Origin of the sequence: Stenotrophomonas lacuserhaii, from assembly GCF_014836545.1 — a bacterium.
Taxonomy (GTDB): domain Bacteria; phylum Pseudomonadota; class Gammaproteobacteria; order Xanthomonadales; family Xanthomonadaceae; genus Stenotrophomonas; species Stenotrophomonas lacuserhaii.
This window is the reverse complement of record NZ_JACSQS010000005.1, coordinates 161,599-176,458: the sequence shown is the minus strand read 5'-3', so window position 1 is coordinate 176,458 and position 14,860 is coordinate 161,599. Positions and strand designations below refer to the sequence as shown.

Genomic DNA, 14,860 nt, shown 5'->3' with positions numbered 1-14,860 from the left:
AGTCAGATCAGTTCGGGATGCTGGACGGGGCGACGACGGTTGAGCAGGGGATGCAGGAAGACCGCCCCGACGATGACCGCGACGCCGAGGTAAAACCAGCCTGCGACTTCATGTTGTTCGCGCAGCAGCACCACTGCCAGGATCACCGCGTACACCGGCTCCAGGTTGGTCACCAGCTGCACGGTGTAGGCGCTGAGGTGACGCAGCGCGACCAGCGCCAGCGCGAACGGCAGCAGGGTACAGAAGCCGGCCAGCACCAGCAGCAGGATGCCGTCGTGCACGTCCGGCAGCACCCACAGCGGGCTGGCCAGGGCGGGCAGCAGGAACGGCATCAGCGGTGCCAGCAGGGTCAAGGTCAGGGTGCCGGCGCCCAGTTCCAGCGCGGTGACCGTCAGTGGATCGGCATGGCTGACCATGCGTTTGTTGAGTGAACCGAACACCGCCACCAGCAGCGCCGACATCGCACCCACCAGCACCCCCAGGCGCATGCCTTCGGGCACCCCGCCCACCACCAGCGCCACGCCGGGCAGCACCGCGATGCCGAACAGCAGTTCGCGCAGCTGGAACGGCCGCTTGGCGACCCAGGGTTCGATGATGGAGGTGAACACCGGGGCCAGCGCGATGCAGGTGGCGGCGACCGAGGCATTGGCCAGCTTCACCGCACCGTAGAAGGTGAGCCAATGCAGCGCGACCAGCGCGCCGATGCCGGAGTAAGCCGCGACCACCCGCCAGGGCATGTTGCGCAGGCCCCGCCACACCCGCGGCAGCAGCGCCAGCATGGCCACCACCAGCAGCATGCGCCACCACACCAGCGGCAGTGCGGGCAGGGTGATCAGCTTGCCAAGGATGGCCGTGATGCCCCACAGCAGCACGCAGAAGTGGATCTGGAAAAGGGCTTTGCGGGTATCGGGGCTGCTCATCGCGGTATTGTGCGTCAAGCCAGCGTCGGCGGCGATGGGTCAGCGTGTGTCGCAGCGCTGCTGCAGGGCGATGGCGGCTGCCGGGTTGCGCCGCTTGCCCGCACCGATGCACAGCAGGTAGACCTCGCGCGGCGTCGGATCGGCTGGCGATGTGATCAACGGAAGATCTTCGACCGCAGCGCCTTGTGCCCATGCCTGCGCGCGCGCGGCCCAGCGTTGCTGTAACGGGGCCGGCAGCCCGGCACGGAGGCGCGGCTGGCTGCGCTTGATCCGGGCGTAGACGAAGTCGGCACTGAGGTCGCCGTGCAGTGGGGCCTCGTCGCTGTCTTCGATGACCAGGGCAACGTTGTGGGTGCGTGCTGCCTGCACCAGCGTGGCATTCACTGCCGCGGCGTTGCGTACCTCCAGCGCGTGCTGCAGCGGCACGCCCTGCAGGGTGGCTGGCAGTGACTGCATGAACTCCGCCAGCGCGCCGGCATCGGCTTTGTGAGTGGGGGCGAACTGCCACAGCAGCGGGCCCAGCCGGTCACCCAGGCCCAGCGCGGCCTGCAGGAATGGCTGCGCGGCCTCGGCAACGCCGGACAAGTCGCGCCGCTGCACCAGGTAACGCGGGGCTTTCATCGAAAAACGGAAGCCTGGCGGTGTCTGCGCGGCCCACTGCGCGCACTGTGCCTGGGTCGGCGTGCGGTAGAACGTGCCGTTGATTTCGATGCAGCGCAGGGCGTTGCTGGCGAATGCCAGTTCCTCGCGCTGTGGCAGTCCTTCCGGATAGAACATGGCACCGCGCCACTCCGGGAATACCCAGCCGCCGATGCCGCAACGGATCGGCGCGGAAGTCGAACCCCCTCTGGTCTTTCCACGTGTCTCCATCCCACCCCTCCTTTGGCACGGGGAAGGCTGCACCGCCGGCCGTTACCATCATGAGAATTCCCGGCGCGCCCGCTCGGCGCAGCCATCCACTCTGGAGAACGTGCGTGATGAAGCCCCTGATCGGAGGCGCGATGCTGCTGGCCTTTACCACCCTGGCGACTGCGGCGACTCCGGCCCCCTTGCAGGACCTGGATGCCACGGTGGAGCGGGTACGCGCGCGCTTCGACGTGCCGGGCATCGCGGTGGCCGTGGTCAAGGACGGCAAGGTGGTGCTGGAGCAGGGCTGGGGCGTGCGCGAGCAGGGCCGCCCGGAGCCGGTGCAGGCCGATACGCTGTTTGCGATTGCCTCCAACACCAAGGCGTTCACCGCGCTGTCGCTGAACCTGCTGGCCGAAGAAGGCAAGCTGAAAATGGACGACAAGGTGGTCGATCACCTGCCGTCGTTCCGCATGTCCGATTCCTTCGTGACCCAGCAGATGACCCTGCGCGACCTGCTCTCGCACCGCAGTGGGCTGGGGCTGGGCGCCGGTGACCTGCTGTTCTGGCCGACCACCGGCTACAGCAACGCCGAGGTGGTGGAACGGTTGGGCAAGGTGCCGCTGAAGGGCGGCTTCCGCGAACGCTATGCCTACGACAACATCCTGTACGCGGTGGCGCAACAGGTGATCGAGAAGGTCTCCGGAAAGTCCTATCAGGACTTCCTGCAGCAACGCATCTTCGACAAGGTCGGCATGGCCGGCACCCGCTACAACGCCGACCACCTGCGCCCCGGCGACAACGCCGCGGTCGGCCATGCCAAGTTCGATTTCAAGGACCTGCGCACGGTGGCACCGCTGACCTGGCAGAACAATGCCGGCGCCGGTGGCATCTACTCCAGCGTGCATGACATGGCGCGCTGGATGCAGGTGCAGCTGGCGCAGGGAACGCTGGCTGACGGCAGTGCGCTGTTCACAGCGAAGAGCCAGCAGCAGATGTGGCAGATGATCACCCCGCAGGTGGTGGCCGAGCCGGCGGTGGCGGAACTGGCGCCGGCACGGCCGAACTTCGCCGGCTACGCCGAAGGCTGGAGCCTGAGCGATTTCCGCGGCCGCAAGCTGGTATGGCATACCGGCGGTTGGCCGGGCATGGTGTCCCGGGTGACGCTGGTGCCCGGCGAGAACCTGGGCGTGGTGGTGCTGACCAACCAGGAAGTCGGCGCGGCCTTCAATGCCATCACCCTGAGCGTGCTCGATGCTTATCTGGGCGGCGACCGGCATGACTGGGTGGACGCCTACGGCAAGGCCGTGGACAAGAGCCGTGACAAGGCCGACGCGGCCTGGGCCAAACACCAGGCGGCACGCACCGCGCAAAGCACACCATCGTTGGCCCTGGAGCGGTATGCCGGTCGTTACCGCGACCGCTGGTACGGGGACATGCACATCACCGGCAACGGCAAGGCGCTGCGGCTGCGGTTCGACAAGACCGCGCAGCTGGTCGGCACGCTGGAACACTGGCAGCACGACACCTTCATCGTGCGCTGGGACGACCGTTCGCTCAATGCCGACGCCTTCGTCAACTTCAGCCTGGACCCGGACGGGAAGGTTCGCGAGGTCCGCATGCAGGCGATCTCCGAGCTGACCGACTTCAGTTTCGACTTCCAGGATCTGTTGTTCGTGCCGCAGGAATGAGGTTGGCGTGGATGATCGCCAGCGGCCGTCACTACCCGATATGCCTACGGTGGGATAATCAACCGGTTACCCCGTTGTGAGCGACTGTGATGTTCCGCTGGTTTGAATCCCTGATCCCGGTCTTTCCGCCGGTGGACAAGCGCATGCCGCCGCGCAGCGTGTTCAAGTTCTACCTGTTCTACCTGCGCCCGGTGTGGCCGGTGCTGCTGGCCACGCTGGTCGCCGGCCTGCTGCTGGCACTGGTGGAAGTGGCGATGTTCGACTTCCTCGGCCGCATCGTGGACATGGTCGCCGAGCAGCCCGGTGCCGGGTTCTTCCAGCGCCACGCATCGGACCTGCTGTGGATGGTGGCGGTGTGCGTGGTCGCCCGGCCGGTGCTGGTCGGGCTGCACAACCTGCTGGTCAACCAGGCCATCGTGCCGGGCCTGAGCAACCGCTCGCGCTGGCTGATGCACAACTACGTGGTGCGCCAGAGCCTGACCTTCTTCCACAACGATTTCGCCGGCAGCGTGGCCAACCGCGTGATGCAGACCGGTACCTCGCTGCGTGAATCGGCGGTGCAGATGGTCGATTCGCTCTGGTACATCGTGGTCTACACCGGCACCGCGCTGTTCCTGTTCGCCCAGGCCGACTGGCGGCTGATGATTCCGCTGGTGCTGTGGATGCTGGCCTACGCGGTGATCATGGTGTACTTCGTGCCGCGTGCGAAGGAGCGCGCCTGGATCGCCTCCGAAGCGCGTTCCAAGGCGATGGGCCGCATCGTCGATGGCTATACCAACATTCCAACGCTGAAACTGTTCGCCCACGGCGGACGCGAGCAGGCCTACGTCGCCGAATCGATCCAGGAACTGGCGGAGAAGCATCGCCGGCAGACGCGAATCACCAGCGGGATGGACCTGACCATCGCCATCGTCAACGGGTTCCTGATCGCCGGCACCTGTGGGCTGGCGCTGTGGCTGTGGAACGATGGGCTGATCACGGTCGGTGCGATCACCCTGGCCACCGGCCTGGTCATTCGCATCCACAACATGTCCGGCTGGATCATGTGGACCATCAACGGCATCTTCGAAGACATCGGCACGGTGCAGGACGGGATCACCACCATTTCCCAGCCGCTGACCGTGCAGGACCGCGATGACGCGGTGCCGCTCAAAGTGAGTGCCGGTGGCGTGCACTTCCAGGACATCCACTTCCACTACGGCAAGCGCGGCGGGGTGATCGCCGGGCTGGAACTGCGGGTGAAGCCGGGCGAAAAGATCGGCCTGGTCGGGCCGTCGGGCGCGGGCAAGTCGACCCTGGTCAACGTCCTGCTGCGCCTGTATGACCTGGAGAGCGGCCGCATCCTGATCGATGGGCAGGACATCGCCGGGGTCACCCAGGAAAGCCTGCGCGGACAGATCGGCGTGGTGACACAGGATACGTCGCTGCTGCATCGTTCGATCCGCGACAACCTGCTGTACGGACGCCCCGAAGCCTCTGAAGCCGAGCTGCGTGCGGCCGTGGCCAAGGCGCGTGCCGATGGCTTCATCGATTCGCTGGTCGATGGCCAGGGGCGGCAAGGCTATGACGCGCTGGTCGGCGAGCGCGGGGTGAAGCTGTCAGGCGGGCAGCGGCAGCGCATCGCGATCGCGCGCGTGCTGCTGAAGGACGCGCCGATCCTGGTGCTGGACGAAGCCACCTCCGCGTTGGATTCGGAGGTGGAAGCGGCGATCCAGGACAACCTGGACGAGCTGATGGGCGGCAAGACGGTGATCGCCATCGCGCACCGGCTGTCGACCATCGCGCGGATGGACCGGCTGGTGGTGATGGACCAGGGACGCATCGTGGAAACCGGCACGCATGCCGAACTGGTGGCGGCCGGCGGTCTGTACGCGCGGCTGTGGGCGCGCCAGACCGGGGGCTTTGTCGCCGCCGAGGGATGATCGGTAGCGCCGAGCCATGCTCGGCGCTATCGGATGCAGCGCTTACTCGATCGGCTGATCCAGCATCAGCTGGCGCGCGAAACGCACCGGCGGGGCACCGTAGGACAGCATCTTGTCGTGGTAGGCCTTCAGGTTGAACTGGTCGCCCAGCTTTTCCTGCGCGGCCTTGCGCGTATCGAAGTGTTCCTGCGCACCGACGAAGTAGGTCGGCAGCTGCGCGGAGGTCAACTGCGCGCGCACCCACTTGCCCGACGCTTCGCTTTCCTGCTGGAAGGCATCGTGGGTCATCAGGTGCATGGCCTGTTCGCGCGTCCAGTTGTCCACGTGCACGCCCTGGTCCAGGATCGCGTTGGAAATGGTGCGCAGGTAGAACTTCAGCTGCACCAGGTGGAACAGCGGATCGTTATCCAGGTAGCCCTGTTCCTGCATCATGCGTTCGGTGTAGACCGCCCACCCTTCGGCGAACAGGCCCGAGCGCAGCACCGCGCGCAGCGTGGAGGGGAACTTGGCCGAATGCCAGCCTTCCAGGTAGTGTCCCGGGGTGCCTTCGTGGATGCTCAGCAGGTGGATCATGCGGGAGTTGTACTCGCGCAGGAACGAGTCGACCTGCTTGTCGTTCCAGTCATCGGGAATCGGCGAGACCGCATAGAAGGTCTTCAGGTTCTTGTCCAGCGGACCGGGCGAATCACAGTAGGCCACGGCCACGCCGCGCTGGAATTCGGGCATCAGGATGATGTCCACCGGTGCATCAGGCAGGGTCATCAGATCATGCTCGCGCACGAAGGCGGTGGACTGGTCCAGCGCGGCCTTGGCATCTTCCACGACCTTGTCGCGGGCCGGTTTGTCGGCGTAGGCCAGTTCCAACGCTGCTTCGATCGCCTTCTGCTGCTGCTCGTCGCTCGGGTTGGCCGGCATCTGCGGTGCGCCCGGCTTGTCCTTCAGCACGGTCTGGGCGATGCCATACATGTCCTGACGCACGCGCTTGAGTTCGGCACGCGCACGCTCACCGATCTGCTGCCGCGAAAGCGAGGAATTCAGCGCGAACTTCAGCTTCTGGTCGTACAGCTCGGCGCCGACGCGGAACTCGCCCTTGGCATTGGGCACCAGGGTCTTGTCCAGCCACTGCTGCTGCTCGTCCACGGCCTTCTTCAGGCCCTCGATGGCGGCCTGCAGGCGCTGCTGGTCGGCCTGCGGCAGTTCGCCGATGTGCGGGGTGATGAAGGTATCGACGATGCTGAGGATGCCGCGGTTCTGCTTGGCCACCGTTTCGGCGTGGATCTTCGGCACGCGGGCTGGATCCAGGTTTTCGCGGGCCTGTGCGAAGATCGCCGGGATCTTCTCCATGCGCGCGGTGGCCGACTTCAGGCGCTCGGGCAGCGGGGCGAACTCACGCGCCATCAGGCCGTAGATCGCGCTGCCTGCCAGGCCGTTGTACATCTGCGGATCCCACTTGGACGACTGCAGCACTTCGGCATTCCAGATATCCGACTGCAGCTGGTTGCGCAGGATCGCCGCATCCACCTGGTTTTCGCGGCCCAGCTTGGCCACGTCGATCTTTTCCAGCTCGGCCAGCAGGCCCTTGTAGGCGGTCAGCGTCTTCTGCTGGCCGGCGGCACTGAGGTCGTCGATCTCGCTGTCGAAGCGGTGGTCGCCGATCTGCGTGGCACCCACGGGCGAGAGCTGCATCCAGCTGTCCAGGGCGCGCTTGGACAGATCGGCAAAGGCCGCATCTGCAGCGGCATCGGCGGCCTGCGCCGGCGCGGCGGCGGGCGGGGTGGCGGACGACGGAGCGTCGGCCTGCTGGCAGCCGCCGAGGGCAGCGATCAGGGCGAGGGCAAGGAGATGCTGGCGCATCGGCAATCCTGTCTTGGGGTCAATCGCCAAGCATAGGCCGGGGCCGTCGCCCTGTCTGCGTGCCAAAGGATTACCATCGTCGCATTCCAACGCAGGGACGGGACAGAATGTACAAGGAAGCAAGGCGTCATCCGCGCTGGGTCGGCGCGCTGGCCGTGCTGCTGACCCTGGCCGGCTGCGGACGGCATGAGGCGGCGGCCGAAGCGGGTGCCGGCGCTGCCGGTGCGGTGGTGTCGCCGGAAGGCGCATCGCTTGCCTACGAACATGATCTGGACATCCGCCTGGATGCGGCGAAGATCGGCCCGCGGGTCAAGCAGATCGCCGACGCCTGCCAATCCGCCCGCTTCGGCGATTGCGCGGTGCTGCAGGTGGGTCAGCAGGGTGGCGAGTACCCCAGTGGTTCGATCCGCGTGCGCATCGCGCCGAAGGGCGTGGAGCCGATCATCGGACTGGCCGGGCAGGGCGGGGAGGTGTCCTCGCGCAACACCCATGCCGAAGACCTCGCCCAGCAGGTAGCGGACACTGCATTGGCCAAGGCGCGCCTGCAGAAAGAGCACGAGCGCCTGCTCGCCTACCAGGACAGCAAGGACATCAAGCTGGCCGACCTGCTGGTCATCACCCAGCGGCTGTCGGAGATCGAGGCAGGGGTGGAACAGGCCAACAAAGAGGCGGCCCAGCAGCGCCGACGCATCGACACGCAACTGGTGACGATGCAGTTCAACGCGCCGTCCGGCCAGCGCAGCCGCAATGAAATCGGCATGGCGCTGTCCGAATCCGGAGCCATCCTGACCACCAGCATCGCCTACCTGATACGGGCCGTCGCCGCGCTGCTGCCGGTGCTGGTGATCGGCAGCATCATCGGCTGGATCGGCCTGCGCCTGTGGCGCCGGCGACGTGCACGCAGGGCGGGTTGACCCCGCACTTCAATCGCGCGGAATCAGCCCTCGTCGGTCTCGTATTCGACGAAGACATCCAGCTCCAGGGCGAGCTCCTGTACCGCATCGCGCACCTTCTGCGCGGTGCTTTCGTTGCCCACCTCCACTTCCAGCTCATGGCTGCCCGGGCCGATGTCATCGGACAGGCCGGCCGAACTGGAATCGTCGTCGTCCATCTTCGGCATCAGGTCGTCGGTTTCTTCGACATGCTCGATACCTTCGATGCTCTGCAGCAGGTCGCTGATCGCACGTGCATCGTCTTCGGTCCCGGTAATTCGCAGTCGCAGCATGGCCATGGGGTTGTCCTGATGGGAAACAGGACTCCAGCCTAGCCAGCCGGTGGAAAAGAGCGGGTGAGGGTGGAGCGGGGCCCGTGCTCACGCGTTCTGTATGGCGCTGCACGGGCCGCGTGGCGGCCAGCCAGCGCCGCTGCGCGTTATCGCACCGGCACCGGAATGTTGCACAGATCGATGTGCCCGGCCGGTCGCTTGTAGAAATCATCGACGCGGTTGCGTCGGGCTTCCACGGTATCGGCGAAGGTTTTCGAGTCGGTGCGCAGTACCTGGATCGGCGTGCGTTCGGCGGTGGGGACATCGCTGGCGCGACGGATCGCGGTGATCGGCGTACGCTGCTGCGGATCGGCATAGAAGCCCATCGGCGCCGGGCCCCGCGGCACCGCGCTGAGCAGTTCCATTCCCTTCAGCACACGGCCGACCACGGTGATGTTGCGGTCCAGTTGGCGCGGCGACTGGCCGGTAACCACATACAGTTCGGCGCCCACGCTGCTGTCTTCGTCATTGTTGCGACCTGCGCCGAGCGCGCCATAGCAGTGCGCCAGCCAGGTCCTGCCATCCTTCGTATCCTGGCCGACCGGGAAGCCGTCGACGAAACCGGTGCGCGACGCCCAGCCATCGGGGTCAGGCAGCGGGCTGACCTTCAATCCCGCCGTGGCCCGTTCGAATTCGGCCGGCAGTTTCTTCTGCGCCGATCCCATCGGCCGGGCCTTGGCGGCATCGTCGGCGTCGGCATCGCCGAACTGCACCACGAAGTTGTCCTGCGACCGGTAGATGCTGGTGCCGTCCCAGAAATGTTCGTGGGCGAAGGTCTGGATGTTGGCCACGTGGCGCGGCGCGAACTGCGGCGCCAGCTCGATGATCACCCTTCCGGCGGGCAGGTCCATATACAGAAGGTTGGCCGGGTCGGGCGTGCGCCAGTCGCGATCCGGTGCGGCTTCCAGGATCTGCTGCGCGCTGCGGTAGGGCGTGGCCGCGGGGGCCAACGAAGGCAGCAGGCAGGTGGCCAGGGCAAGCGCCAACAGGGCAGGGCGACGGTCCATGGTGAGCCTTTCAGGAAAGAGAGCCCGATCATGCGCGAGGCCACGGTTTCCTGCCAGCGCCGGCGCGGTCGCCGCACGGCACTGTGACGTCCGGCCTATTCCACTAGGTCGAACTCCGCACTAGTGTTCACTTCAACGTAGTGGAGATGCCGCCATGGTCGATGAAGAGATCCAGCTGAAGAAGTTCCAGAAGGAGCTCAGTGCGGGGACCGTATCGCTGGCGCTGATGGCCGTGTTGGCCAAGGCACCGGAGCCGTTGTACGGCTACCTGATCGCCAAGGAACTGGAGCAGGTGGGCGAGGGCGTGCTGAGTGGCAAGCAGAGCGCCCTGTACCCGGTGCTGCGCAACCTGGAAGGGGCCGGCCTGCTGCAAAGCCACGTGGAGCCATCCACCAGCGGCCCACCGCGGCGCTACTACCGCATCACCGAGCAGGGACGTGCCGTGCTGGAGCAGTGGATCCAGGCCTGGCGTGCCACCCGCGATTCCGTCGATTCCGTTCTGGAGGGCGTACTGCAATGAACATCGAACACACCATGGGCAGGACCCTGCCGGCGACCATTCCCGATTACCTGGCGCAGTTGCGCGCGGCGCTGCACGATGCCGATCCGGCGATGGTCCAGGATGCGCTGTACGACGCCGAGGAGTACCTGCGTTCGGAACTGGCCGCACAGCCGGGGCGCAGCGAGGGCGAGGTGATCGCCGACGTGGCCGGCAGCTACGGCGCGCCGGACGAGGTGGCCGACATCTACCGTGAAACGGAGCTGACGGTGAACCGCGCGCTGCGTACGCCGAAGACGCCGCTCGGGACACGCGTTGCGACCACCCCCGCACTGGCCAGCGGCTTGGATGCGGTGCCACCGGCGGCAGGCGTGGCGGCTTCCGGTCCGGCCATTCCGGATCCGCCGCCGTCGCCACCGCGCTCGCTGGCGGCGCGATTCTTCGGCGTAGCGGTGGATCCGCACACCTATGGCGCCCTGTTCTACATGCTGCTGTCGCTGGCGACGGGCACCTTCTTCTTCAGCTGGGTGGTCACCGGCCTGTCGCTGTCGCTGGGCCTGCTGATCCTGATCATCGGCGTACCGGTGGCGGTTCTGTTCTTCGGTTCCATCCGCGGGCTGTCGCTGCTGGAGGGGCGGCTGGTGGAGGTGCTGCTGGGCGAGCGCATGCCGCGTCGGCCGCGCTTCAGCGATCGCAGCCGCAGCTGGCTGCAGCGGATCGGCGATATGTTCACCGATGGCCGCACCTGGCTGACCCTGTTGTACTTCGTGCTGATGCTGCCGCTGGGTATCGCGTATTTCACCGTGGCGACGACGTTGCTGGCGCTTTCGCTGGCGTTGATCTGGTCGCCGGTGGCGGTGTGGTTCCCGGGTGCCTACACGGGGGTGACCATCAATGGCCTGCCGCTGCTGGAAGGCGCATGGGCAACGCCGCTGCTGGCACTGGCCGGCGGGCTGCTGCTGTTCGGCACGCTGCACCTGGCGCGGGCGGTCGGTCGGATGCACGGCACCCTGGCCAAGCACCTGCTGGTGCGGCTGTAGGGGCGGCGGGCCGGTAGCGCCGAGCCATGCTCGGCGAGCGCGCAGCGCGGCCTGTGTCAGCCACCACGATGCCGGATCGAAAAGCCGCCGAGCATGGCTCGGCGCTACCTTGGATCAACGGTAGTGACGGCCGCTGGCCGTCAGCACCGCAGCCGGGTCGTCAGCCGGCCTTGCGGCGCAATGGCGTGACGTTGCTCTTCTTCTTCGGCTTCGCAGAGGCCGGTGCTTCGGCATTGGCGGCGAAGAAATCGCGCACCTTCGGGTACACCACTTCGCGCCAGCGGCGGCCGCTGAAGATGCCGTAATGGCCGGCGCCTTCGACGATGAAATGCTCGCGGCGGGCTTCGGCGATGCCCGTGCACAGCGACTGCGCCGCTTCGGTCTGGCCGAGGCCGGCGATATCGTCCAGTTCGCCTTCGATGCTCAACAGCGCGGTATCGCGGATGGCCGAAGGGTCGACCTTCTCACCCTTGATGTACCACTCGCCGCGCGGCAGCAGGAAATCCTGGAACACCACGCTGATGGTATCCAGGTAGTACTTGGCCGGCATGTCCAGCACCGCGTTGTACTCGTCGTAGAAACGCCGGTGCGCATCGGCATCTTCCAGGTCGCCCTTGACCAGGTCGGCGTAGAAATCCCAGTGCGAGCTGAAATGCCGGCTGGGGTTCATGGACAGGAAGCCGGCGTGCTGCAGGAAGCCTGGATACACGCGGCGGCCGGCGCCGGGGTAGCTCGGCGGCACGGTGTGGATGACGTTGTTCTCGAACCACGACAGCGGGTTCTGGGTGGCCAGGTTGTTCACTGCGGTCGGGCTGCAGCGCGCATCGATCGGACCGCCCATCATCACCAGCGACTTCGGGGTGGGTTCGCCACGGCTGGCCATCAGCGAAACCGCGGCCAGCACCGGTACGGTGGGCTGGCACACGCTCACCACGTGCAGGCGCTCCACGCCGAGGTGACGGATGAACGCCTGGATGTACTCCACGTAATCATCCAGCCCGAACTCGCCTTCGCTGCCCGGCACCATGCGTGCGTCGACCCAATCGGTCACGTACACGCGATGGTCGCGCAGCAGGGTGCGCACGGTATCGCGCAGCAGCGTGGCGTGGTGGCCGGACAACGGCGCCACCACCAGCACGAACGGCTGGTTGAGCATGGTGTGCAGCTGGTCGGCTTCGTTGCTGTGGCGCTTGAAGCGCAGCAGCTTGCAGAACGGTTTGCTGACCTCTTCGTGGACCACGATCGGCACGCGCTCGCCGTCCACCTCGATCTCGTTGATGCCCCACTCGGGTTTCTCGTAATCCTTGCCCAGGCGATGGAACAGCTCGTTCATCGCCGCCAGGCGATCAGCCCCGGGCATCTGCCCCCACCAGTGGCCGGCATTGTTGAAGAAGTGGGCATTTGCCTGGGCCTGGTGGACCCAGGGGGCCAGCAGATTACGGGTCAATTCGTGAAGCTGGTAGAGCATATCGACTCAATATGTATGGTCATATGTTGCCGTGCAGCATACCCGATCCGGCGCGGCGGAATATTAATTGGGGTCGCAGATCCGCCGGCACCCGTTCAGGCAGTTTCCAGCGCCGAAGCTTCCTGGCCCAAGGAGGCGCCCAGCCAGCAATGCGAACCGATCGGGGTAAGGCCGTGCTTGCCCAGTTCGCGCCGGTACCAGCGGGCCGGACGGGGGTGGAAGCCTTCGTGGTCCCCGTCGAAGTCGTCCTCGGCGGCGAAGGTCTCCAGGAAGGCGACGCCCCCGGTCAGCTCGCCGATGCCGGCCAGGCCGGCACGCAGCTCCCGGTCGGGCACGTAATGCATCACATCCGAGCAGATCAGCAGGTCCACCGGCGCGCACGGCCGCAGCCAGGCGAAATCGCCGAAGCTGGCCGGGTGCAGGTTGCGGGTGCGACCGTAGCGGCCCACGGCGTAGTCGCTGCTGTCAAAGCCCAGGTAGCTCAGCTTCGGGCGCAGCTTCAGCAGCGGCACGCGCCATGCGCCTTCGCCGCAGCCGATGTCCAGCACGCTGCGGATCGGGCGTTCCAGGTAATACTCGGCGCTGGCCACGGCCAAGGCGACCTTGCGCGCCAGCCGCGCGCTGCCGCCGATATCGGCACGCCGGTACCAGTGCTGGAAATAAGCGGCGTCGTAGGTCTTGTGCATGTACGTGGCCCTGCGCATCGGTGAAAATGGTGCTCATCCTACGCCAGCCGCTGGAGCGAGCACATGCAGTCCTACTTCTGGGTCAAGACCTTCCACCTGGTGTTCGTGGTGGCCTGGATGGCGACGGTGTTCTACCTGCCGCGCATCCTGGTCAACATCGCCGAGGCGGCAGGGCAGGCGGCAGTCAGCGAACGTCTGCAGTTGATGGGGATGCGCCTGTATCGCTTCGGCCACAGCATGTTCGGCCTGGCCTTCGTGCTGGGGCTGGTGCTGTGGCTGGGCTACCGCCTCATCCCGGACTTCCCGACCATGGTGGCCCCGGGCGGAGCCGGCTGGCTGCACGCCAAGCTGGGCCTGGTGGCGGTGCTGCTGGGATATTTCATCTGGATCGGGCGGCTGCTGAAAGGCGTGGCCAAGGGCCGCGCGCTGCCGTCTTCGCGCGCGCTGCGCTGGATCAATGAGATCCCGCTGCTGGCCTTCATCCCGATCGTATGGCTGGTACTGGCCAAGCCGTTCTGAGCCGTTCTGAGCCGCGCTGGGTAGCGCCGAGCCATGCTCGGCGAGCGCGAAGCGCGGCCCGCGTCCGGCGTCGATATGCCTGATCGGACAGCCGCCGGGCATCGTCCCGGCGTGTCAGGTCATGCGGCTTCGTAGGTGCCGTAGCTGCGCAGGCGCGTGTAGCGTTTGGCCAGCAGCTCGTCGGTCGGCAGGTCCTGCAGGGCGTCCAGTTCGTTGACCAGCACGGCCTTCAGGCGCTTGGCCATCTGCACCGGGTTGCGGTGTGCGCCGCCGGTCGGCTCGCGCACCACTTTGTCGATCAGGCCCAGGCCCTTCAGGCGCGGCGCGGTCAGCCCCAGCTGTTCGGCGGCGTCCTTGGCCTTGCTGGCGTCCTTCCACAGGATCGAGGCGCAGCCTTCCGGGCTGATGGTCGAATACACGCTGTATTCCAGCATGATCGTGCGGTCGCCCACGCCCAATGCCAGTGCACCGCCGGAGCCGCCTTCGCCGATCACCGTGCAGATCACCGGCACCTTCAGCTCGGCCATCTCCATAAGGTTGCGTGCGATGGCTTCGGACTGTCCACGGGATTCGGCGTCGATGCCCGGCCAGGCACCGGCGGTGTCGATCAGGGTCAGCACCGGCAGGCCGAAACGCTCGGCCATCTTCATCAGGCGCAGCGCCTTGCGGTAGCCCTCCGGCTTGGGCATGCCGAAGTTGCGTTTGATCTTTTCCTTGGTGTCGCGGCCCTTCTGGTGGCCGATCACCATGACCGGGCGGCCATTGAGGCGGGCCAGGCCGCCCATGATCGCCTTGTCGTCGGCGAAGGCACGGTCGCCGGCCAGCTCCTGGAACCCGTCGAACATCAGGTGCAGGTAATCCTGTGTGTACGGACGCGAGGGATGGCGGGCCAGCTGCAGCACCTGCCATGAGGTCAGGTTGCGGAAGATCTGCGCGGTGCGCGTGCGCAGCTTGCCCCGCAGGGCCGTTACTTCGGCTTCAACGTTGACCGCCGGACCGGCGCTGGCGCTGCGCAGCTCCTGGATCTTGGCTTCCAGGTCGGCGATGGGTTGCTCGAAGTCGAGGTAGTTCGGATTCATCGGAAGCCGTCGTATGAATGTAAGGAGGGAAGTTTAGCCGAATGCGTGCGGATGCCCCGTACGCC

The 14,860-nt window shown here is 66.4% G+C and carries 14 protein-coding genes; 6 read left to right on the top strand and 8 right to left on the bottom strand.

Translation table 11 applies throughout. The features are described from left to right. Positions 1–2: 2 nt before the first annotated feature. Both H9654_RS07360 and H9654_RS07355 read right to left on the bottom strand, forming a co-directional pair. Positions 3–920, bottom strand: a complete 918-nt coding sequence (locus H9654_RS07360; RefSeq protein WP_191770163.1) for a DMT family transporter — start codon at positions 918–920, stop codon at positions 3–5. A gap of 39 nt (positions 921–959) precedes the next feature. Further along, complete coding sequence (locus H9654_RS07355; protein WP_191770161.1) at positions 960–1,790, bottom strand: DUF72 domain-containing protein; 831 nt, start codon at positions 1,788–1,790, stop codon at positions 960–962. A 107-nt stretch (positions 1,791–1,897) separates the two neighbouring features. Here H9654_RS07355 and H9654_RS07350 point away from each other — a divergent pair, with 107 nt between their 5' ends. Together H9654_RS07350 and smrA are read left to right on the top strand one after the other, a co-directional pair. Next, complete coding sequence (locus H9654_RS07350; RefSeq protein ID WP_191770160.1) at positions 1,898–3,457, top strand: serine hydrolase; 1,560 nt, start codon at positions 1,898–1,900, stop codon at positions 3,455–3,457. An 89-nt stretch (positions 3,458–3,546) separates the two neighbouring features. Further along, positions 3,547–5,379, top strand: a complete 1,833-nt coding sequence (smrA, locus tag H9654_RS07345; RefSeq protein WP_191770158.1) for a multidrug efflux ABC transporter SmrA — start codon at positions 3,547–3,549, stop codon at positions 5,377–5,379. A gap of 42 nt (positions 5,380–5,421) precedes the next feature. Here smrA and H9654_RS07340 read toward each other — a convergent pair whose 3' ends face one another. Continuing rightward, positions 5,422–7,233, bottom strand: coding sequence for a DUF885 domain-containing protein (locus tag H9654_RS07340; protein ID WP_191770156.1), 1,812 nt, complete (start codon positions 7,231–7,233; stop codon positions 5,422–5,424). Positions 7,234–7,340: 107 nt separating this feature from the next. Between H9654_RS07340 and H9654_RS07335 the strand changes: the two genes are divergently transcribed. Next, entirely contained in the window at positions 7,341–8,147 is an 807-nt protein-coding gene (locus H9654_RS07335; protein WP_191770154.1) for a DUF4349 domain-containing protein, read from the top strand. A 23-nt stretch (positions 8,148–8,170) separates the two neighbouring features. Here H9654_RS07335 and H9654_RS07330 read toward each other — a convergent pair whose 3' ends face one another. Next, complete coding sequence (locus H9654_RS07330; protein ID WP_042615294.1) at positions 8,171–8,464, bottom strand: hypothetical protein; 294 nt, start codon at positions 8,462–8,464, stop codon at positions 8,171–8,173. 140 nt (positions 8,465–8,604) lie between these two features. After that, on the bottom strand, positions 8,605–9,504 hold the full coding sequence (locus tag H9654_RS07325; RefSeq protein WP_191770153.1) for a peptidylprolyl isomerase: 900 nt from the start codon (positions 9,502–9,504) through the stop codon (positions 8,605–8,607). 154 nt (positions 9,505–9,658) lie between these two features. Here H9654_RS07325 and H9654_RS07320 point away from each other — a divergent pair, with 154 nt between their 5' ends. Together H9654_RS07320 and H9654_RS07315 are read left to right on the top strand one after the other, a co-directional pair. After that, positions 9,659–10,024 (top strand): PadR family transcriptional regulator, encoded by a 366-nt coding sequence (locus tag H9654_RS07320; RefSeq protein ID WP_057508663.1) that lies wholly within the window; start codon positions 9,659–9,661, stop codon positions 10,022–10,024. Then, positions 10,021–11,043, top strand: coding sequence for a sensor domain-containing protein (locus H9654_RS07315; protein ID WP_191770151.1), 1,023 nt, complete (start codon positions 10,021–10,023; stop codon positions 11,041–11,043). The genes H9654_RS07320 and H9654_RS07315 overlap by 4 nt, the downstream gene beginning before the upstream one ends. 160 nt (positions 11,044–11,203) lie before the next feature. Here H9654_RS07315 and H9654_RS07310 read toward each other — a convergent pair whose 3' ends face one another. Together H9654_RS07310 and H9654_RS07305 are read right to left on the bottom strand one after the other, a co-directional pair. After that, positions 11,204–12,511, bottom strand: a complete 1,308-nt coding sequence (locus tag H9654_RS07310) for a polyhydroxyalkanoate depolymerase (RefSeq protein WP_191770149.1) — start codon at positions 12,509–12,511, stop codon at positions 11,204–11,206. 95 nt (positions 12,512–12,606) lie between these two features. Further along, positions 12,607–13,197, bottom strand: a complete 591-nt coding sequence (locus H9654_RS07305; RefSeq protein ID WP_191770147.1) for a class I SAM-dependent DNA methyltransferase — start codon at positions 13,195–13,197, stop codon at positions 12,607–12,609. A 63-nt stretch (positions 13,198–13,260) separates the two neighbouring features. On the opposite strand from H9654_RS07305, the gene H9654_RS07300 reads away from it, so the two are divergent. Next, positions 13,261–13,716: a CopD family protein gene (locus H9654_RS07300; RefSeq protein WP_191770145.1), complete on the top strand. Its 456-nt coding sequence runs from the start codon at positions 13,261–13,263 to the stop codon at positions 13,714–13,716. A gap of 119 nt (positions 13,717–13,835) precedes the next feature. On the opposite strand, the gene H9654_RS07295 is transcribed toward H9654_RS07300, so the two are convergent. Then, on the bottom strand, positions 13,836–14,795 hold the full coding sequence (locus H9654_RS07295; RefSeq protein ID WP_191770143.1) for an acetyl-CoA carboxylase carboxyltransferase subunit alpha: 960 nt from the start codon (positions 14,793–14,795) through the stop codon (positions 13,836–13,838). Positions 14,796–14,860: the final 65 nt, after the last annotated feature.